Origin of the sequence: Streptomyces sp. NPDC057424 (assembly GCF_042803315.1) — a bacterium.
Taxonomy (GTDB): domain Bacteria; phylum Actinomycetota; class Actinomycetes; order Streptomycetales; family Streptomycetaceae; genus Streptomyces.
The window spans coordinates 1-18,904 of the sequence record NZ_JBHVCP010000047.1 but is presented as its reverse complement, the minus strand read 5'-3'; the positions used below and the strand labels follow the sequence as shown (position 1 = coordinate 18,904).

Sequence of the window (18,904 nt, the reverse complement as noted above, 5' to 3'; positions counted from 1 at the left end):
AAATACTCAGTGCCCTGATTAATCTGGTCGGGTCGCTCGGAAGAGATGGGGCTTCTCGGATGGACAAGGTGGTCGCCACGGCCCTGGAGGCGGTGGCCGACGTGCCGGACGGCGCGTCGCTCGCGGTGGGCGGTTTCGGGCTGAGCGGTGTGCCGAACGCGCTGATCGAGGCGCTGTACGAGCGCGGCGTGACCGGTCTGTCGGTGGTCTCCAACAACTGCGGGGCGATGGAGTCGGGCCTCGCGGTGCTGCTGGCGGCCGGCCGGATCGCCCGGGTCACGGGTTCGTACATCGGCGCCAACAAGGAGTTCGCCCGGCAGTACCTGGCCGGGGAGCTGGAGGTCGAGCTGATCCCGCAGGGCACGCTGGCCGAGCGGCTGCGGGCCGGCGGCGCCGGGATCCCCGCCTTCTACACCCCGGCCGGAGTCGGCACACAGGTCGCCGACGGCGGGCTGCCCTGGCGCTACGACGGTGAGGGCGGGGTCGCGCTCGCCTCGCCGCCGAAGGAGGTCCGGGAGTTCGACGGCACCGAGTACGTGCTGGAGCGGGGCATCCGCACCGACTTCGCCCTGGTCCGGGCCTGGAAGGGCGACCGGCACGGCAACCTGGTCTTCAACAAGTCCTCCCGGAACTTCAACCCGCTGGCCGCGATGGCCGGGCGGCTCACGATCGCCGAGGTGGAGGAGCTGGTGGAGCCCGGCGGGATCGACCCGGACGCCGTGCACCTGCCGGGCATCTTCGTGCAGCGGGTGCTCGCGCTCACCCCGGAGCAGGCGGCGGACAAGAAGATCGAGCAGCGGACGGTGAGGTCCTGATGGCCTGGACGCGCGAGGAGATGGCCGCACGGGCGGCGCGGGAGCTGCGGGACGGCCAGTACGTCAACCTCGGCATCGGCCTGCCCACGCTGATCCCGAACCACCTTCCCGAGGGTGTCGAGGTCGTCCTGGAGTCGGAGAACGGCATCCTGGGCACCGGCCCCTACCCCACCGAGGACGCCGTCGACCCGGATCTGATCAACGCCGGGAAGGAGACGGTGACGGTCCTGCCGGGCGCATCCTTCTTCGACTCGGCGCTGTCGTTCTCGATGATCCGGGGCGGGCACATCGACGTCGCCGTGCTCGGTGCCATGCAGGTGTCCGAGCGGGGCGACCTGGCGAACTGGGCCGTGCCCGGCAAGCTGATCACCGGCATCGGCGGGGCCATGGACCTGGTGCACGGCGCCCGCACGGTCGTCGTCGTCATGACGCACACCGCCAAGGACGGCTCGCCGAAGATCCTCACCGAGTGCGCCCTGCCGCTGACCGGCAAGGGGTGCGTGAACCGGATCATCACCGACCTCGGCGTCCTCGACGTCACCGACGACGGACTCGTCCTGGTCGAGACCGCACCGGGCGTGACCGCCGGCGAGATCGTCGCCAGGACCGATGCCGAACTGACCGTGCCGGAGGGCCTGAAGTGAAGGACGTCTACATCGTCGACGCGGTCCGCACACCGATCGGCCGCTACAACGGGGGCCTCGCGAGCGTGCGCCCGGACGACCTGGCCGCGCATGCCGTACGCGAACTCCTCGGCCGTACGCCGGAGCTGGACCCGGCCCGGATCGAGGACGTGTACTTCGGCAACGCGAACGGGGCCGGTGAGGAGAACCGCAACGTCGGCCGGATGGCCGCGCTGCTCGCCGGTCTGCCCACGTCCGTGCCGGGCGTGACGGTCAACCGGCTGTGCGCGTCCGGCCTGGAGGCCGTGATCCAGGCGGCCCGGGCCATCGCGCTCGGCGACGCGTCCATCGCGCTGGCCGGGGGTGTCGAGTCCATGACCCGGGCACCGTACGTGCTGCCGAAGAACGACCGGCCCTTCCCGGCCGGGCACACCGAGCTGTACTCGACGACGCTCGGCTGGCGGATGGTCAACCCGCGGATGGAGCCGCAGTGGACGGTCCCGCTGGGCGAGTCGGCCGAACTCATCGCGGACAAGCACAAGATCGGCCGGGAGCAGCAGGACGAGTTCGCGCTGCGCAGCCATGAGAAGGCCGCCCGGGCGCAGTCCGAGGGCCTGTTCGACGGTGAGCTGGCGTCCGTGGAGATTCCGCAACGCAAGGGCGAGCCGGTGGTCTTCGCGGCCGACGAGTGCGTGCGGCCTGATGCCTCCCTGGCGGCCATGGCCAAGCTGAAGCCCTCGTTCCGCAAGGAGGGCGGCACGGTGACGGCGGGCAACGCCTCGCCGCTGAACGACGGTGCGGCGGCGCTGCTACTGGTCGACGAAGCGGGGCTGAGGGCGACGGGCCGCGAGCCGCTCGCCCGCATCCGCGCGACGGGCGTCTCGGCGACCGACCCGCACTACTTCGGGCTGGCGCCCGTGGAGGCGGTCAACCGGGCGTTGGCCAAGGCGGGCAGGGGGTTCGGAGACCTGTCCGTGCTGGAGCTGAACGAGGCGTTCGCCGCGCAGGTGCTGGGGTGTGCGGCCGAGTGGCCCGAGTTCGATCCGGAGATCCTCAATCCGCAGGGCGGTGCGATCGCTCTGGGCCATCCGCTGGGCGCGTCCGGGGCCCGGCTGGCCGGGACGGTGGCCCACCAGCTGGCCCGGCGGGGCGGTGGCGTCGGTGTCGCCACGCTGTGTATCGGGGTGGGCCAGGGGCTCGCCCTTGTCCTCGAACGTTGACGAAAGCCGGAATTCCCATGACTCTCACGCAGCACGACATCGATCAGGAGATCGCGGCCCGGCACGCCGCGTACGAGAAGCGGCTCGCCGACGGCGGGCCCGTCGAGCACCAGCCGCGCCGCGACTACGCGCCGTACCGGTCCTCGGTGCTCCGGCACCCGAAGCAGCCGCCTGTCACCATCGACGTCGCGTCGGACCCCGAGCTGGTGGAGCTGTCCTCCCCCGCCTTCGGGGAACGGGACATCACCGAGATCGACAACGACCTCACCCGACAGCACGCCGGCGAGCCGATCGGTGAGCGCATCACCGTCTCCGGACGGCTGCTGGACCGCGACGGCCGCCCGGTGCGCGGGCAGCTCGTGGAGATCTGGCAGGCCAACGCGGCGGGCCGCTACGCCCACCAGCGCGAGCAGCACGACGCCCCGCTGGACCCCCACTTCACCGGTGTGGGCCGCACCCTCACCGACGACGACGGCCACTACCGCTTCACCACCGTCCAGCCGGGCCCCTACCCGTGGCGCCAGCACGTCAACGCCTGGCGGCCGGCTCACATCCACTTCTCGCTGTTCGGCACGGCGTTCACCCAGCGGCTCGTGACGCAGATGTACTTCCCGAGCGACCCGCTGTTCCCCTACGACCCGATCATCCAGTCCGTGACGGACGACGCGGCCCGGCAGCGGCTGGTCGCGACGTACGACCACAGCCTGTCGGTGCCGGAGTTCTCGATGGGCTACCACTGGGACATCGTGCTGGACGGCCCGCAGGCCACCTGGATCGAAGAAGGGCGCTGACCAGCCATGACGAGGATCGACACCAGCCGGCCGGACAGCGTGCTGCCCACCCCCTCGCACACCGTCGGCCCGTTCTACGGACACGCCCTGCCGTTCCGCGGCGGCGAGGACATCGCGCCCCTCGGGCATCCGGACACGGTCACCGTGCACGGCTACGTCACCGACGGCGAGGGCAACCCCCTGCCGGACGCCCTGATCGAACTGTGGGGCCCGGACCCCGACGGCACCCTGCCGACGGCAGACGGCTCGATGCGGCGCGACCCGGCCTCGGGCGGCTTCCTCGGGCGCAACGGTGTGGAGTTCACGGGCTGGGGGCGCATCCAGACCGACGCGAACGGCCACTGGTACGCGCGGACGCTGCGGCCCGGTGCCCGGGGGCGGAGCGCCCCGTACCTCAGCGTGTGTGTCTTCGCGCGCGGGCTGCTCGTGCACCTGTACACCCGGATCTACCTGCCGGGCGACGCGGCGGTGCTCGCCGCCGACCCGCTGCTGTCCGGGCTGGAGGACGCTCGCCGCGACACGCTGATCGCCGTGGCGGAGGGGGACGGCACGTACCGTTTCGACATCCGCCTTCAGGGCGAAGGCGAGACGGTCTTCCTGGAGTTCCAGTGACAGCTCACCCCGGCGACACCGGCCTGCTCGCCCCCGGGTGGGCCGGCTCGGCCGCCTCGGCGGCCACCGGCGACCACGCGTATCTGCGGGCGCTGCTGGACGCGGAGGCCGCGCTGACCCGCGCCCAGGCCGCCCTGGGGCTCGCCCCCGCCGAGGCGGCGACGGCGGTGACCGAGGCGGCCGGCGCCGGTGCCTTCGACGTACGGTCCCTCGCCTGGCGGGCCCGCACGGGCGGCAACCCCGTCATCCCCCTGGTGGCGGATCTGACGAAGGCCGTGGGCGACGCGTACGGCCCCTACGTCCACCGGGGCGCGACCAGCCAGGACATCCTGGACACGGCGACGATGCTGGTCGCCTCGCGGATCCTCGGCCTGGTCCTCGCCGACCTCGCCCGCACCGAACAGGCCCTCTCCCGGCTGGCGGCCGAGCACCGCGACACCGCGATGCCGGGGCGGACCCTCACCCAGCACGCCGTACCGATCACGTTCGGGCTGAAGGCGGCCGGGTGGCGGTCGCTGGTACTGGACGCGCGGGACCGGGTGAAGGCCGTACGCGAGTCGCTGCCCGTACAACTCGGTGGTGCGGCGGGCACGTTGGCGGCCTTCGGGGCATACGGTGCGAGTGATCCGGCCGGGCTGCCGGAGGCGTACGCCCGGGAACTCGGCCTGCGGGCACCCGATCTGCCCTGGCACACCCTGCGGACGCCGGTCGGCGATCTCGCCGGGTGCCTGGCGTTCACGGCGGGTGCGCTCGGCAAGGTCGCCGCGGACGTCCTCACCCTGTCGCGCACCGAGATCGCCGAGGTCGTGGAGGGCAGCGGCGGCGGTTCCTCCGCCATGCCGCACAAGTCGAATCCGGTACGGTCCACCCTGATCGCCTCCGCCGCACGGCGGGCACCGCAGCTCGCTGCCACGCTGTACGGGGCGATGGCCGCGGAGGACGAGCGTCCGGCCGGAGCCTGGCATGCCGAGTGGGAGCCGCTGCGGGATCTGCTGCGGCTGGCCGGCGGGGCCGCCCGGGACGCCGCCGAACTGGCCGAGGGACTGCGGGCCAGGCCCGGGACCATGCGCGAACACCTCGATCTCACCAGCGGGTTGATCGTCTCCGAGCGGCTGTCCGCCGAACTGGCGCCGGTGCTGGGCCGCGCCCGGGCCAAGGAGCTCCTCACGCGGCTGGCCTCGGAAGGGCAACCGCTCGCCGAGGCCCCGGAGCTGGCGGACGTCGACCTCGATCCCACCCACTACACGGGCTCCGCCGGGGCCCTCACCGACCGTGCTCTGGAGCGACGTTGACACTCCTGAACCACCATGCCGAAGGGCCCGCCTCCGCTCCCCCGCTGCTGCTCGGCCCCTCGCTCGGCACGTCGTACGCCCTGTGGGACACCGTGGCGCCCGAGCTGTCGATCAGCCATCGGGTGGTGCGCTGGGATCTGCCGGGGCACGGCGGTTCGGCGGCCGGACTCATCGGGGCCGGCGCGACGGTCGGTGACCTCGCCGGGCAGGTGCTGGCGCTCGCCGACTCGCTCGGCATCGAACGGTTCGCGTACGCCGGTGTGTCACTCGGCGGGGCCGTGGGGCTGCATCTCGCGGTGCACCATCCGCAGCGGCTGTCCTCGCTCGCCGTGATCTGCTCGTCGGCGCACTTCAACGGTTCCAAGCCGTGGCAGGAGCGGGCGGCGCTGGTGCGGCGGGAGGGGCTGGCCGGGCTCGCGGAGAACGCCGACGGGCGCTGGTTCGCCGGTGGCTTCACCGTGCCGCGCCTGGTGCAGGACCACCGGGACGCCGACCCGGAGGCGTACGCCGCCTGCTGTGACGCGCTCGCCGCGTTCGATCTGCGGGACCGGCTGCCGGAGATCGCCGTGCCTGCGCTGCTGATCGCCGGCCGCGAGGATCCCGCGACGCCGCCCGCGCATCTGCGGGAGATCGCCGACGCGGTGCCGGGCGCGACGCTCGTGGAGCTGCCGGGCGCCTCGCACCTGGCACCCGCGCAGTGCCCGGAGGCGGTGCTCACCGCCCTGCGCGCCCACTTCGGTCAGGGAGCCCTGCGGGGTATGGCCGTACGGCGCGACGTGCTCGGCGACGCGCACGTCGACCGGGCGCAGGCCCGGCAGACGCCGTTCACGGCCCGCTTCCAGGACTTCATCTCGCGCTACGCCTGGGGCGAGATCTGGACCGACCCGACCCTGTCGCGCCGCGAGCGCAGCATGATCACCCTGACCGCGCTGGTCGCGCACGGCCACTACGACGAGCTGGCCATGCACGTCCGCGCGGCCCGCCGCAACGGGCTCACCCCGCAGGAGATCGGCGCGGTACTGCTCCAGACGGCGGTGTACTGCGGGGTTCCGGCGGCGAACTCGGCGTTCGCCACGGCCCAGCGGGTGCTGGCTGAAGAGGACGGCACCCCGTAGGAGCCGGAGGGCGACCCACTGGCCGTAGGCCCGGCCAGGTCTCGCCCACGGCCGGGACGAGGACCGGACGCGGCGGCTCGTCAGCGGACGCGCTGATCAACCTGCCGCACGGGCGGACGAGGCGGCGTACGACCCCGAAGTGCGCGGACGGCTCGCGGCGGTGACCGGACAGCTGCTCCATGCCTGGGCTACGACGGGCCGACACCGGCCTTGAGCGCGGCCCGCGCCCGCTCCGCCAGCCCGTCGGCCCCGCAGGAGACCGCCAGGTCCAGGCCGCGGTGGAGGTCGGTCGCCGAGCGGGCGGCGATGCCGAGCTCGATGCGGGCCGCCGCGTGCTCGTACTGGCAGGGCGAGGCCTCCAGGTAGGTGACGGCCTGGGCGTAGAGCCGGACCGCCCGCTGGCCGGTATCCAGGTCGGCTGCGCAGCGCAGGGCCTCCCCTATCGCCGTGTCCGTGCCGAAGCGCTCCGCCTGGCGGCGGACGTCGACGGCGAGCCGGCCGGCCCGGGCCGGGTCCTCGGTCCTGAGGGCGCGGGCGAGGTCGGCCGCCCAGGGGACGAGCACGGGGTTGTGGTGACCGCGGGCTGCCGCAGCCTTCTCGGCGGCTTCCAGTTCGTTGATGCCGTCTTTGGTGCGGCCGACGGCCAGCAGCAGCCGGCCGCGCACCGAGCGGGGGTCGGGCAGGACGATGGTGGAGGGGTAGGGCGGGGCGAAGCCGTGGCGTTCGGCGACCTCCCAGGCCTGCTCGACATGGCCGCGGGCGAGCAGGGTGTCGACCAGGCTGCACGTCGCGGACCAGTACAGGGGCAACCCGCGGCCGACGCGCTCGGCGAGGCGCAGCGACTCGCGCAGGGAGGCCTCCGCCTCCTTCAGCCGGCCGCGCCTGCGGTGGCCGATCCCGACGTAGGCGTGGGCCAGGGCGAGGTGGCCGCCGCTCCAGCCGGCCGTCTCGTAGGCGCGCAGTGCTTCGTTGTAGAGGGTCTCCGCGCGGTCGAGGCGGTCGGTGAAGCCGTAAGCGTTGGCCAGCATCAGCAACAGTTCGATGCCCCACTCGGTGTCGGTCCAGCCGAGTCCGGGCGCCAGCCGGCCGTTGACGAGGGCGCGGTCGCACAGCTCGGCGATCTCCTCGGCGTTCTCACCGTGCATGAGGGCGTCGAAGCCGCGCAGGATGAGCAGGGCGCGTTCGGAGTTGTCCCGGCCGGTGCAGGTGCTCGCGAGGTCGGCGAGGCGCCGGGAGCGGTCGGGTGAGGTGGCCTCGCCGGCGTGGAGGCCCTCCCACATGAAGTGCACGGCATGGAGCCGCATCCGGGCGGGTCCGGGCTGGAGCCGGGCGGCCTCCGCCTCGACCGTGCGGACGGCTTCCTCCAACTGGTCGTTGTGCAGGAGCGCCTGGGAGAGCCGGAAGACGGCGTCCACCCGCTGGTCGCCGTCGAGGCCGGGCATGGCGAGCGCGGTCCGCAGATGGCCGATGGTGCGCGCGGGCGCGGTGAGGAAGGTGGCCTCGGCGAGTTCGTACAGCACGTGCGGGTGGGACTCGGGCCGGGGCGGTTCCTCCAGGGCCCGCTCCAGGCAGCGGCGGGCGGCGTCGGGAGCGCCGACGGCGAGGTGCTCGCGGGCGGCCTCGCGCAGTTGCCCGACGAGTTCCTCGTCGTCGTCCGGATGGACCTCCAGGAGGTGGCGGGCGGCGGCCGCGGCGCCGTGTCCCTCGTCGGAGACGATACGGGCGGCGATGCCGTGCATGGCGGTGCGCAGGGCGTCGGGGATGGAGTTGTAGACCGCGGTCGCGATCAGGGGGTGGACGAACTCCAGGTCGCCGTCGGCGGTGCGTCCGGTCGCGGGGTCGGGCGCGGTGAGGATGCGGGCGGTGCGCAGGAGTTCGGCGCAGCGGCGGGCGTCGTCCGGCCGCAGTGTGGCGAGCTTGGCGACCAGGCCGGTGGAGATGCCGGTGCCGAGGATGGCGGCGGCCCAGGCGAACCTGGTGGCGTCGATGCCGAGTTCCTCCAGGCGGGCGACGAGGCCGCCGCCGCGGGCCGCGCGGTTGAGCTCGCGCAGTTCGCCGGCCCGGGCCTCGACCGGTTCGAGCTCGCTGTCCTGCACCTTGGCGAGGAGTTCGACCGTCTCGTAGGGGTTGCCGGCGGTGACGGCCCAGACCTCGCGGCAGAACGCGGCGTCGGCGTGATGTCCCAGGGTGGCGCGGGTGAGTCCGGCCGTGGCGTCCGGGGTGAGGGCGCTGAGGGTCGTGACGGGGCCGTTCGCGGCGGCGGCGACGGTCTCGAGGTGGCGGGCGCTCGTGCCGGAGACCTCCTCGGAGCGGCGGGTGACGACGACCAGGACGGACATCTCGTCGAGGCGCTCGGCGAGCCCCGCGAGCCAGTGCAGGGTCTCCTGGTCGGCCCAGTGGGCGTCGTCGATCAGCAGCACGAGCGGCCAGTCCCGGCGGGCGAGCCGCCGCACGGCCGCGACCAGGCCGTCGCACACGCCCTGCGGGTCGGCCTGCCGGTCGCCGGGTTCCGCTATGCCGAGGGCGGGGCCGGCGATGTCGTACCAGTCGCCGAGGTACTCGCGGGCCTCCTCCGGCAGCATCGACACCAGGGCCGGCTGCAGCAGCTGCCGCATCACGTTGAAGGGGACCGACCTGAGGGTCTCGCCGCCGCGCGCCGACCAGACCGTGCAGCCGCGGGCCTCGGCGATGCGGCGGGTTTCGGCCAGCAGCGCGGTCTTGCCGAGTCCGGCCTCGCCGCGGAAGACCAGCAGTCCGCCGGACGAGGATCGGTCCGCGCACAAGCTGCCGACCGCCCGCTCGACGGCGGCGACTTCCTCATCGCGCTCCCACAGGGAGGCCGAGGCGGCGGCCGTGGGCCGTACCTCCGTCATCCCGCTACCTCCCCAAGTCGCCCGAACGACGTACAGACGTCGAGCGTAGCCGTCCGATTGCCTGAATGGAGGGTGGTCGGGGCACCTCTTGCCGTGAGGGGTGACACCGGGTGCGGCCGGTCGACGCACCCGGCCCGTCACCAGTCCCCTTTCGGTCAACAACGCGCAAATCCACGGGAGGTGACGGTTACTCAGCACTGCCGGGACACACGCGCGGCCGACGGGCGCGGGGCGCGGGGTCGGCCGGCGATCTCATCGCGTGGTACGAGTTCGGCGTCTGCGGCCACTTCGCGACGATCATCGCGGCACGGTTCTCTTTCCGGCCGCACGGACGGCCGGGCGGCCGGGCAGGGTGGCGGCCGGTGCGGGTCCTCGTGGTCATGCTCCGCGTCGGACGCCGCTCCTGGAGGAGCCGGTTCCGGCTCCTCTCATGTCTCTTTCACCGACGCCTCATACGGTGGGGGCATGACGCAGGAGACTCCTCCCGGGTGGTACGCCGATCCCGGACAGACAAGTGACGGGCCCGCCACCGAGCGCTGGTGGGACGGCAGGACCTGGACGGACCGCATCCGCCCGGCACAGCCGCCCGCGACCTGGGGTCCCCCGACAGGCCCGGCGTCCGCCGGCCCCTCCTCACCGACGGACCAGCCCCCTGGCAGCGCTTCACCGGCACCGGACGGCACGGCGCCCTCCGGAACCCAGGCACCGAAGGGGCAGCCACCTGCCGCGGAGACGCCGGCCGGGGCACCGGGGGCCGGGGAGCCGGGGGCCGGGGCACCGGCCGGGACCGAGGCACCGGGGGCCGGACAGCCTGCCGGCGCCGCGAGCCCAGGAGCCACCGGGCAGCCGAGTGGTGCCGGGCCGACCGGAGAAGGGCAGCCTGCGGGTGTCCGGGGCCCGGCAGCCGCTGGGCAGGTCGGCAGCGGTGTGCATCCGGCGGCTGCCGGGTATCCCGCCTATCCCGCCTGTCCCGCCACGCCTCCGGGCGGACGGGGGCGGCGGCTGCGGACGGGCGCCGCCGTCGCGGCGGCCGTGGTCGTGCTCGCCAGCATCGGCGTGGGCGTGTACGCCCTGACGGACAACAGCGGCGGGGGTGGTTCGCCCACCTCGCAGGGGCCCGGCGGGCCGGGCACACCCGGGGGCCAGGGCGGTCCGTTCGGCGGGCCGGGCGGGTCCGGAGGCTCGGGTGGATCCGGAGGCGACGGCGGGTCCGGCGGGCAGAGTCCGCGGCCCGAGCAGTCCGCGCCGCCGAAGATCAGGGGCGGGTCGGTGACCGACGCGGTCAGCGGGATCAGCCTGCCGATTCCGAAGGGCTGGTACGGCCAGGAGGCCGGCATCGGCGCGCAGGTGACGTCCGAGGACTCCTACAAGTGCCCCGGCGACACCGCCTCGACCTGCACCAAGGGTGGCGCCTACTCGGCCCCGGCGCTGGCCCTCGGCACCAAGGGCACCACCGCCGAGGAGATCGCGAAGGCGGACATCGCGGCGAACGCCGAGGAGTCCTACGGCGGCAAGGCCTACGGCGGCATCACCTCCCACGACGTGCTGGACTCCAAGGCCGTGACCGTGGCCGGGCAGAAGGGCTATCTGGTCCGCTGGAAGGCCGTCACCCGCAAGGGCGCCGACGGCATCGTGGAGTCGCTCGCGTTCCCCTCCCCCGCGAACGCCAAGCGGATGGTGGTCGTACGGTTCGGCGTCGACGCGGACCAGAAGGAGACCGTGCTCGACGAGATCACCGAAGGCATCAAGGTGTCGACGGGCAGCGGCAACGGTCAGGACGTCTGACCAGCGGCGGGCGCCCCCGTGCACACCGGTCGGCCGGGTGGGGCGCCCCTGCCGCTCACAGGGGAGCCCCACCCGGCCGGGGGGTGCGCGCCGCCCCCGTCCCCACGGGTCGGCGCGGTCGGGTCACCGTCCGGTCATCCGGTGGACGGCGGCCCGGGTCTCAGGTCAGGCTCAGGGCCGGCAGCACGGCGGCGTCCACGAACCGCACCAGATAGTCCGGGTCGGCCCACTCGCCCTCCAGGACGGGCCGCACCCGCAGGACGCCGAGCAACTGGGCCGGGATGTACTCCAGCGCCGGATGGCCGGCGGGCACCTCCCCGCGTTCGACCCCGCGCCGGATGATCTCCTTCAGCGCGGCGATCTCCGGCTCGATCAGCGCCTCGCGCAACGCGCGCTGCAGCTCCGGGTCCTGGCCGGCGGCGTGGGCGAGCGCCTGGAGCAGCTTGGTGTCCCGGCCCGACAACTCGCCCGCCGCCCGGGCCGCCTCCCGCAGGTCCTCGGCGAGCGAGCCGGTGTCGATGCAGTGCGTCCGCCGGTGGGAGCGCAGCGCCGCCGCCACGAACTGGGGCTTGGTCTTCCACTGGCGGTAGAGCGTGGACTTGCTGCACCGGGTGCTGGCGGCGATCCCCTCCATGGTGACGGAGTCGTAGCCGCACTCTCCCAGTTGCTCCAGCACGGCGTCGTAGAACTCCTGCTCACGCTGGGGCGTGATCTTGGAGCGGCGCGTGACACCGACCGGCTCGGGCCGGTCCGCAGCCTGCGACGTCATGGGCGGTGCTCCTGGCTTGCGTCGGGCGGCCGGACATTCCCGGCCGGCGGTGTGTCGTACGTCTATCGATACGCCAGTGTACCGGTACGCGAACGTATCGGTACACTGGCGTATCGGTACGCTCTCGTACCGATAACAGCACCACCGTCACCGAAGGGGCCGGGGGATGAATGCCCGCACCGCGCCTGCACCGTCGGGATCCGACGCGATAGCGCGACCGCCGCTCGTCCGGGAGCTCGTCTCAGGGCTCTTCCTCGTCTGGACGTCCGGACGGCAGCTGGCCACGGGCCGCACCGGTGAGGCCTTCCACAACGCGCACCGCGTGTGGGACGTCGAGCGAGCGGTCCATCTGCCCGGCGAGGCGGCGGTGCAGTCCCTGCTGCCGCACGGCGACGGCCTGGCGCACATCGCGAACACCTCCTGCGCGGCCGTCCACTTCATGATCCGCCCCCGGACGTCGTCCGGGGGGACCCGCGACCCGCTTCGCTCGCCGCACCGCACGGCGAGCACGGCCGGCCGGACGCAGGCCGGCCTCGCACCTGCTCAGCGGGACGAGCAGGCACGCGTGGGGGCCGGCCGATGAACGCCGTCCTGATCGCCGTCGCCCTGTCCCTCGTCTCCGCCCTCGCCTACGCGGCCGCAGCGGTCGCCCAGGAACGGCTCGCGTCCCGTGCCCCCGGTGCGGGCACGCTGCGGCTGCTCGGCAGCGGCGCCTGGTGGTGGTCGGTCACGCTGAACGCGTCGGCCGCGCTGCTGCACGTCGTGGCGCTCAGGTACGGGCCGCTGACCGTGGTCCAGCCGCTCGGCGCGCTCACCCTGGTCGCGGCGGTGCCCATGGGGGCGCGGATGGCGGGACGGCGGGTGAGCGCGGTCGAGTGGAAGGGCACCGCGCTGACGCTGCTGGGCCTGGGCGCGATCCTGGCCACGGCGTCCGGTCCGGCGCCGGACGACGTGCTGAGCGTTCCCGAGGCGCTGGCGGTGGCGGGCGCCACCGCGGCGCTCATCGGAGTGCTGTCGCGGCCGGGCGCCCGCCCCGGGCTGCGGCACGCGTCCGCGTCGGGCCTCGCCTCCGGGGTCGCCTCGGCCCTCACGCAGACCGCGACGGTGGCCGCGACGGACCGGTCCGGTCCGGCGTTGAGCGTCCAGGTGGTCGGCGTGGCCGTGCTCGTGGCGGCCTTCGCGGCCGGTGGGCTGCTGCTGTCGCAGACGGCGTACCGGGGCGGTCTGGGCGGCCCGCTGGCGATGGTGACGCTGGCCAACCCGCTGGCCGCCGCGGTGATCGGGCTGTCGCTGCTGGGCGAACGCCTCCAGGGCGGTCCGGCGGGCGTGCTGCTCGCGCTCGCCGGGGCGGGCCTGGCGTCCTGGGGCGTGGTGCTGCTCAGCCGGACGGCACCCGCGGACGCGCCGGTGGACGACGACCATCCGGTGGCCGCCGTCCTGGCTCTGGAACCCCGCTCGGCGGCGGCCGGACCGGCGCTGGTGCCCCGGCCGCACGATCCGGGGCACCTCACTCCCGCTACCCGGTGATGATCGCCGGGTCACTCACCCCCGGCCGTCCGTTCTCGACGTGCCCCGCGAACCGCCGCAGGAACGTCTTGTCGCCCTCGGCGGTGACGGTCAGGTCGTACCAGCGGCGACTGGCGGCGAGGTCCACGGTCCGGCACACCTTCGCGCCGGGGCGGACGGTGACGGCCGAGGACCGGCCGCCGTAGCCGCTCGCCAGCTTCAGGCGGGCCGTGCCGGAGCCCTGGTTGGTGAAGGTCAGCTCGATGTCGTCGCCCGTGTGGCGGGCGGTGACCTCGCAGCCGGCCGCCTTGTTCGAGCCCCTGAAGACGCGCACGAAGCCGTTCGGGCCGTGCACGGTCAGGTCGTAGGAGCCCTGGGAGTACGCCGAGTTCCAGGTGTCGGAGAGCGTCCTGCCGGCCTCGGTGGTGTACATCCAGGGGCCGTCGGTGCGGTTGCCGGAGGTGATGTGGAAGGCGGCGCCGGCCTGCGCTCCGGAGGCGAGGGTGAGGGTGAGCTTCCCGGCCGCCGCGTCGACCGAGGCGTCCACGTGCGGGGCGTACTTCAGCGGCCGGGAGCGGCGCAGTCCGCGCTCCTGCCGGGGCATGCGGGGGTCGGCGGGCGGGGTCGGCCTGTAGTCGGGGTGGCGTTCGCGGTCCTGCGGCTCGTATGCGCCGGTGCCGGGCAGCGGGGCCGGACGCGTGTCCTTGCGGGAGAAGTCGAACGCGGTCGTCAGGTCACCGCAGATCGCGCGGCGCCACGGCGAGACATTGGTTTCGCGCACGCCGAAGCGGCGTTCCATGAACCGCAGGATCGAGGTGTGGTCGAGGGTCTCGGAGCAGACGTAACCGCCCTTGCTCCACGGCGAGACGACGAGCATCGGCACGCGGGGGCCGAGGCCGTACGGGCCGGCCGTGTTCTTGCTGTCGCCCGGGAAGAGGTCGAGGGAGACGTCGACGGTGGACAGGCCCCGGGAGGCGTCCTTCGGGGGCAGCGGCGGCACCACGTGGTCGAAGAAGCCGTCGTTCTCGTCGTACGTGATGAACAGGGCCGTCTTCGACCAGACCTCCGGGTTGGAGGTGAGGGCGTCCAGGACCTGTGCGATGTACCAGGCGCCGTAGTTGGACGGCCAGTTGGAGTGCTCGGAGAAGGCCTCGGGGGCGGCGATCCAGGAGATCTGGGGCAGTTCGCCGGCCTTGACGTCGGCGCGCAGCAGGTCGAAGTATCCGTCGCCGGCCTTGGCGTTCGTGCCGGTGCGGGCCTTGTCGTACCAGGGGTCGCCGGGCTTGGCGTTGCGGTACTTGTCGAAGTACAGCAGGGAGTTGTCGCCGTAGTTGCCGCGGTAGGCGTCCTCGATCCAGCCCCAGGAGCCCTGGGCGTCGAGGCCGTCGCCGATGTCCTGGTAGATCTTCCAGGAGATGCCGGCCTGCTCCAGGCGCTCGGGGTAGGTCGTCCAGCCGTAGCCGAGTTCGTCGTTGCCGAGGACCGGGCCGCCGCCGGTGCCGTCGTTGCCCGTGCAACCCGACCACATGTAGTAGCGGTTCGGGTCGGTGGAGCCGATGAACGAGCAGTGGTAGGCGTCGCAGACGGTGAAGGAGTCGGCGAGGGCGTAGTGGAACGGGATGTCCTCGCGGGTCAGGTACGCCATGGTCGTGGTGCCCTTGGCGGGCACCCACCGGTCGTACGTGCCGGCGTTGTAGGCCTGCTGGCCGTCGGGCCAGGAGTGTGGCAGGCCCTCGAGGAACTGCATGCCGAGGTCGTCGGCGTCCGGGTGGAACGGCAGGATCTCCTTGCCGTCCTTCTCCTGGTGCCAGACCGTCTTGCCGTTGCCGAGGGTGACCGGACGCGGGTCGCCGAAGCCGCGGACGCCTCTCAGGGTGCCGAAATAGTGGTCGAAGGAACGGTTCTCCTGCATGAGGACGACGATGTGCTCGACGTCCTCGATCGACCCGGTGCGGTGGTTCGCCGGAAGGGCGGCGGCGCGCTGGATGCTCGCCGACAGCGCGCTGAAGGCCGTGGTGGCACCCGCGAGTTGGAGAAAGCGGCGCCGGTTGACGTCGGACATGAAGGACAGACCTCTCATCCTGCGGTACGGGATGGCCGGAGCGTGACGGAATCTGCGCGGAAGGAGTGTTTCAGGGACACCAAACGACAAGGAAGGGGCCGGTGACACTCATGTGAAAGTCGCCGGTACGCCGGGTGCGCCGGGGTGTTGTGGGGGGGGAGGGTGAGGGGCGTGGCAGAGACGCAGACGGTTTCCCCGCCGACACAACGGCCCGTTCGCCATCTCCTCGCCGCCTCCGTGGGCAACGCGCTGGTGCCGCTGCTGTCCACGTTCGCGGTGTTCGCGATGGGCTTCTTCATACGGCCGGTCGGCGGGCTGCCGAGGGGCGCGGTCGCGGACCGGCACGGACGGCGGGCCGCGCTGACGGTCACCATCCTGCTCATGGGCGGCAGCAGTCTGCTGGTCGGGCTGACCCCGACGTACGCGGCGGTGGGTGTGCTGGCGCCGGTGATCCCGGTGCCCGCCCGGCTGTTGCAGGGCCTGTCCGTGGGCGGCGGGTTCGCGGCCTCGACGACGTTCCTGGTGGAGTCGGCGGGGCCCGGCCGGCGCGGGCTGTTCTCCGGCTTCCAGTACGTGTCGACGACGGTGGGGCAGCTCGTCGCCTCCGGCATCGCGGCGCTGCTGGTGGACACGCTGAACGACGGGCAGACGGGTTCACCTCGATCAGCGCGGCCGTGAACGCGGAGGTCTTCCCGCCCCGGGTCCGCGCGGCGGGCATCGGAGTCCCCTACTCCCTGAGCTTGTTCTTTAACTACCAGGACCTGCCAGGCTTGCCGATGGCCTTGAGGGTCTCGGGGCGTTTGACGGTCTTGCCGAGGGGTGCCCGGCGTTTGTTCCTGGCACCAGGTGGCCGTCCTGGGCCTGCACCTCGAGGTTTGGGAACACGGGTCGGGCAGGCGAGGTGAGCGCGGATGTTCCTGAACCCCCGGCGGACCCGGGCAGGGGTGAGCCGGTCGGAAGTGGTGGGTTTCTCCCAGGGCCGGCGCAGGTCCTCGGCGAGGGGCCGGGCGAGCCGGAGCTGAGTGTGAGCGACGATCAGGATCCAGGTCCAGCGGTCCGCCGCCTCGGGAGTACGGAGCTTCGGAGTGGTCCAGCCGAGGGTCTGCTTCGCGAAGCGGAAGGTGTGCTCCAGGTCGAAGCGGCGGAGAAATGCCTGCCAGGAACGGTCCACGTCGTCCGGAGTGACGCCGGTCTTGGAGGACCATAACCACACCGGCGGGGCATCACGGTCCTTCGACAGATGCTCGACCTTTGACCGGATCAACGTGCCTTCCACCAAGGGCAGTTCACCATCATGGCCGAGCCATGAGGAGCGGTGGGTGAGCCTTGGGTGGACCCGGTCCCATGCCCGCGCCTCGGCCTTGCCGTAGTTGGTAGTTGCGGTGACCGTGGTGATCGCTGGTTCGGGCCAGGTCTCCGGCTTGGCGAAGCGGAATTCCGGGCCGTGCTTAGGCGGCCGGCCGCCCTTCCGGTCGTAGACGCGAGGCGGCTTCGGCAGCCGCATGACGCGGTGGGAGCGGACCCGGCCGACCAGCTCGACCGGCAGATCGCGCAGGACCCAGGCCAGGCGGGTGACGTCGTAGCCAGCATCGCTGACGATCACGATGTCCGGGTCCCCGGCCCGCCACTGACCCGCGGCGATGAGCCGTTCAACGACTCCCCGCAGCTGGGCGGCGGTGACCGCGGTGGCGTCGTCCACCGGTCCGAGCCGGACCGCGTCCAGCATCGCGGTCCAAGAGGTGGCGCCCGGCTCCAGGACGGCGACGAAGGAGTAGGGCCAGCCCGGGATGAACTGCGACGCCGTCTTCGCCCGGCCATAGACATGGCAGAACAGCCGCTCGGCCGAGCACGGCGCGTCCGAACGAAGCCATGGCGACACATCGACGGCCAGGACCAGACGCCCGCCGTCGAACCGCGGCAGCGACAACCCGGCCAGCACCGTCCGCACCCGGCCGACATCGATCCGGCCGTGGTCCAGGCCTCCGTACATCGCTCCGTGCCCACGCCGATGCTCGGGCAGCAGCGTCAGGTCCACCGGGGACTTCACCGCCCCGTCCGCACACAGCACCGCATCCGTCAGCTCGAACAACTCGTCGCGCCGAGCGGTCAGACACTCGCAGAACTCGCCCCGGAAGCGTGACGCTTCCGCGAACGCATCCCTCCGCACAACATCAGGCAGCAGACTCACCCTCACGGCCTTCGTCTTGATCACGTGCACCTTGGTCGGAGCACAGGATCAGACGAAGGCCGCCCCCACGTCCGGCAAACCCTCAGGTGAGCGACTCAGTACGAGACACCGTTCGAGGCCGGAAGAAGAACAAGCTGAGTAGGTGTTCTTGAACCCGGTGCTGCAGCGCGAGGGGTCTCTTGAGTGTTAAGGCGTTGTCGTTACCCCATCGGGCAGGGAGGTTGACGATGCCTCAGGCCACCGTGCCGCTGGCGTCGCCGCCTGGATGTGTACTGCGAGGCCGTCGAGGAGGGTGGTTAGGCCGAACTGGTACAGCGAGGTGGGCGAGAGGTCGACTTCAGTGGCGACGGAAGCGAAGTGGGGCAGGTGGCCTTGAGCCAGCAAGGTGGTCATGCGGTCGTGCTGGGCGTCCATCCACTGCTCTGCGGTGATGCCGCTGGCCTGGGTGGCACGTGCTTCGGGTTCCGTGTCCACCGCCTGGCCTCGGACGTATCCGAAGAGGGTGACGGCCGCGTGCATGCGGGCGTCGGCGTCCAGTCCGAGGCCGTCCAGCGCGGCCAGGGCCCAGTCGATGTGCCGCATGCCGTGTGGCGCGAGCAGGGGTCGGCTGAGGTTGAGGGCCGAGGCCAGCCAGGGATGGGCCTGGTAGAGGCGCCACTGGATGGCGGCGGAGAGCTCCAGTTGGGTCCGCCAGCTCTCCGGCGGCCGCGCAGGCAGCGGCTCGCTGGCGAAAGCCGCGTCTACCATCTGCGCGATCAGCTGTTCCTTGTTCGCGACGTACCGGTAGAGCGACATGGTCGGCATGCCGAGTTCCGCAGCGACCCGGCGCATCGTCAGCCCGGCCGTTCCCTCGGCGTCGGCGAGCGCGATGGCCGCGCGGACGATGCGGGCCCGGGCGGCTGGGTCGTCGGCGGGGGACCTGGCTGAGCGCGCCTGCGGCGCGGTGTCGGCGACCACGGTTCCGACCCCGGGAACGGCCCTCACCAGGCCCTCTTGCCGCAGTACTGCCAGCGCCTTGGTGGCAGTGGCCATGGCCACTCCCCACCGCTGGGTGATCGCCCGGGTGGACGGCACGCGGGCGCCCGGAGCGAGTTCGCCCGTCTTGATCCGGTGGCGCAGTTCTCCCGCGATCCGCGCGTACGGGGCCTGGGTCACGGCCAGCCTCCCTCTGATCGAATCGGCCTCGGACCGTAGTGCACTAGTAGGACTCCGTTAGGTCTGTGTGGCCTGCCGTCTGGTGCGGCGGGTGGGCA

14 protein-coding genes and 2 pseudogenes are annotated in these 18,904 nt (G+C 72.7%); 11 read left to right on the top strand and 5 right to left on the bottom strand.

Annotated elements, in window-relative coordinates; translation table 11 throughout:
- Nucleotides 1-59: 59 nt before the first annotated feature.
- Genes ACFU3E_RS29255 through pcaD form a run of 7 tightly spaced genes read left to right on the top strand, consistent with a single transcriptional unit; the run spans nucleotide 60 to nucleotide 6,468 of the window.
- Nucleotides 60-815 (top strand): CoA transferase subunit A, encoded by a 756-nt coding sequence (locus tag ACFU3E_RS29255; RefSeq protein WP_384164640.1) that lies wholly within the window; start codon nucleotides 60-62, stop codon nucleotides 813-815.
- The gene (locus tag ACFU3E_RS29250) at nucleotides 815-1,459 is read left to right on the top strand and encodes a CoA transferase subunit B (RefSeq protein WP_384164637.1); all 645 of its coding nucleotides are present in this window, start codon (nucleotides 815-817) and stop codon (nucleotides 1,457-1,459) included. Before ACFU3E_RS29255 ends, ACFU3E_RS29250 begins: the two co-directional genes overlap by 1 nt.
- A complete protein-coding gene (locus ACFU3E_RS29245; RefSeq protein ID WP_384164634.1) occupies nucleotides 1,456-2,658 on the top strand; it encodes a thiolase family protein in 1,203 nt (400 codons plus the stop codon). The genes ACFU3E_RS29250 and ACFU3E_RS29245 overlap by 4 nt, the downstream gene beginning before the upstream one ends.
- Before the next feature lie 17 nt (nucleotides 2,659-2,675).
- Nucleotides 2,676-3,449 (top strand): protocatechuate 3,4-dioxygenase subunit beta, encoded by a 774-nt coding sequence (gene pcaH / locus ACFU3E_RS29240; protein WP_384164631.1) that lies wholly within the window; start codon nucleotides 2,676-2,678, stop codon nucleotides 3,447-3,449.
- A gap of 6 nt (nucleotides 3,450-3,455) precedes the next feature.
- Nucleotides 3,456-4,061, top strand: a complete 606-nt coding sequence (gene pcaG / locus ACFU3E_RS29235) for a protocatechuate 3,4-dioxygenase subunit alpha (RefSeq protein ID WP_384164628.1) — start codon at nucleotides 3,456-3,458, stop codon at nucleotides 4,059-4,061.
- Nucleotides 4,058-5,353, top strand: a complete 1,296-nt coding sequence (pcaB, locus tag ACFU3E_RS29230; protein ID WP_384164625.1) for a 3-carboxy-cis,cis-muconate cycloisomerase — start codon at nucleotides 4,058-4,060, stop codon at nucleotides 5,351-5,353. The genes pcaG and pcaB overlap by 4 nt, the downstream gene beginning before the upstream one ends.
- Nucleotides 5,350-6,468, top strand: a complete 1,119-nt coding sequence (gene pcaD / locus ACFU3E_RS29225; RefSeq protein ID WP_384164622.1) for a 3-oxoadipate enol-lactonase — start codon at nucleotides 5,350-5,352, stop codon at nucleotides 6,466-6,468. The genes pcaB and pcaD overlap by 4 nt, the downstream gene beginning before the upstream one ends.
- A gap of 188 nt (nucleotides 6,469-6,656) precedes the next feature.
- Here the strand turns inward: pcaD and ACFU3E_RS29220 are convergent, their stop codons facing one another.
- Nucleotides 6,657-9,341, bottom strand: coding sequence for an ATP-binding protein (locus ACFU3E_RS29220; RefSeq protein WP_384164619.1), 2,685 nt, complete (start codon nucleotides 9,339-9,341; stop codon nucleotides 6,657-6,659).
- A 465-nt stretch (nucleotides 9,342-9,806) separates the two neighbouring features.
- On the opposite strand from ACFU3E_RS29220, the gene ACFU3E_RS29215 reads away from it, so the two are divergent.
- Nucleotides 9,807-11,126 (top strand): DUF2510 domain-containing protein, encoded by a 1,320-nt coding sequence (locus tag ACFU3E_RS29215; protein ID WP_384164616.1) that lies wholly within the window; start codon nucleotides 9,807-9,809, stop codon nucleotides 11,124-11,126.
- A 160-nt stretch (nucleotides 11,127-11,286) separates the two neighbouring features.
- On the opposite strand, the gene ACFU3E_RS29210 is transcribed toward ACFU3E_RS29215, so the two are convergent.
- The gene (locus tag ACFU3E_RS29210) at nucleotides 11,287-11,895 is read right to left on the bottom strand and encodes a TetR/AcrR family transcriptional regulator (protein WP_384164613.1); all 609 of its coding nucleotides are present in this window, start codon (nucleotides 11,893-11,895) and stop codon (nucleotides 11,287-11,289) included.
- Between the two features lie 166 nt (nucleotides 11,896-12,061).
- Here ACFU3E_RS29210 and ACFU3E_RS29205 point away from each other — a divergent pair.
- Nucleotides 12,062-12,334, top strand: a pseudogene (locus ACFU3E_RS29205) (inositol phosphorylceramide synthase); the annotation flags it as partial.
- Between the two features lie 140 nt (nucleotides 12,335-12,474).
- Entirely contained in the window at nucleotides 12,475-13,422 is a 948-nt protein-coding gene (locus tag ACFU3E_RS29200; RefSeq protein ID WP_384164610.1) for a hypothetical protein, read from the top strand.
- Here ACFU3E_RS29200 and ACFU3E_RS29195 read toward each other — a convergent pair.
- Nucleotides 13,412-15,463, bottom strand: coding sequence for a phosphocholine-specific phospholipase C (locus ACFU3E_RS29195; RefSeq protein ID WP_384164606.1), 2,052 nt, complete (start codon nucleotides 15,461-15,463; stop codon nucleotides 13,412-13,414). The genes ACFU3E_RS29200 and ACFU3E_RS29195 overlap by 11 nt on opposite strands.
- A gap of 171 nt (nucleotides 15,464-15,634) precedes the next feature.
- On the opposite strand from ACFU3E_RS29195, the pseudogene ACFU3E_RS29190 reads away from it, so the two are divergent.
- A pseudogene (locus tag ACFU3E_RS29190) lies at nucleotides 15,635-16,111 on the top strand (MFS transporter); the annotation flags it as partial.
- Between the two features lie 103 nt (nucleotides 16,112-16,214).
- Here the strand turns inward: ACFU3E_RS29190 and ACFU3E_RS29185 are convergent.
- Both ACFU3E_RS29185 and ACFU3E_RS29180 read right to left on the bottom strand, forming a co-directional pair.
- On the bottom strand, nucleotides 16,215-17,651 hold the full coding sequence (locus ACFU3E_RS29185; RefSeq protein ID WP_384164735.1) for an NF041680 family putative transposase: 1,437 nt from the start codon (nucleotides 17,649-17,651) through the stop codon (nucleotides 16,215-16,217).
- Nucleotides 17,652-17,837: 186 nt separating this feature from the next.
- The gene (locus ACFU3E_RS29180) at nucleotides 17,838-18,806 is read right to left on the bottom strand and encodes a TetR/AcrR family transcriptional regulator C-terminal domain-containing protein (protein ID WP_384164603.1); all 969 of its coding nucleotides are present in this window, start codon (nucleotides 18,804-18,806) and stop codon (nucleotides 17,838-17,840) included.
- Nucleotides 18,807-18,904: the final 98 nt, after the last annotated feature.

Bases quoted from the DNA above. Each gene is read 5' to 3' on its own strand.
- ACFU3E_RS29200 (WP_384164610.1), top strand. From the start codon at position 12,475: ATGAACGCCGTCCTGATCGCCGTCGCCCTGTCCCTCGTCTCCGCCCTC.
- ACFU3E_RS29250 (WP_384164637.1), top strand. From the start codon at position 815: ATGGCCTGGACGCGCGAGGAGATGGCCGCACGGGCGGCGCGGGAGCTG.
- pcaG (WP_384164628.1), top strand. From the start codon at position 3,456: ATGACGAGGATCGACACCAGCCGGCCGGACAGCGTGCTGCCCACCCCC.
- ACFU3E_RS29220 (WP_384164619.1), bottom strand. From the start codon at position 9,341: ATGACGGAGGTACGGCCCACGGCCGCCGCCTCGGCCTCCCTGTGGGAG.
- ACFU3E_RS29255 (WP_384164640.1), top strand. From the start codon at position 60: ATGGACAAGGTGGTCGCCACGGCCCTGGAGGCGGTGGCCGACGTGCCG.
- ACFU3E_RS29195 (WP_384164606.1), bottom strand. From the start codon at position 15,463: ATGTCCGACGTCAACCGGCGCCGCTTTCTCCAACTCGCGGGTGCCACC.
- ACFU3E_RS29210 (WP_384164613.1), bottom strand. From the start codon at position 11,895: ATGACGTCGCAGGCTGCGGACCGGCCCGAGCCGGTCGGTGTCACGCGC.
- pcaH (WP_384164631.1), top strand. From the start codon at position 2,676: ATGACTCTCACGCAGCACGACATCGATCAGGAGATCGCGGCCCGGCAC.
- ACFU3E_RS29215 (WP_384164616.1), top strand. From the start codon at position 9,807: ATGACGCAGGAGACTCCTCCCGGGTGGTACGCCGATCCCGGACAGACA.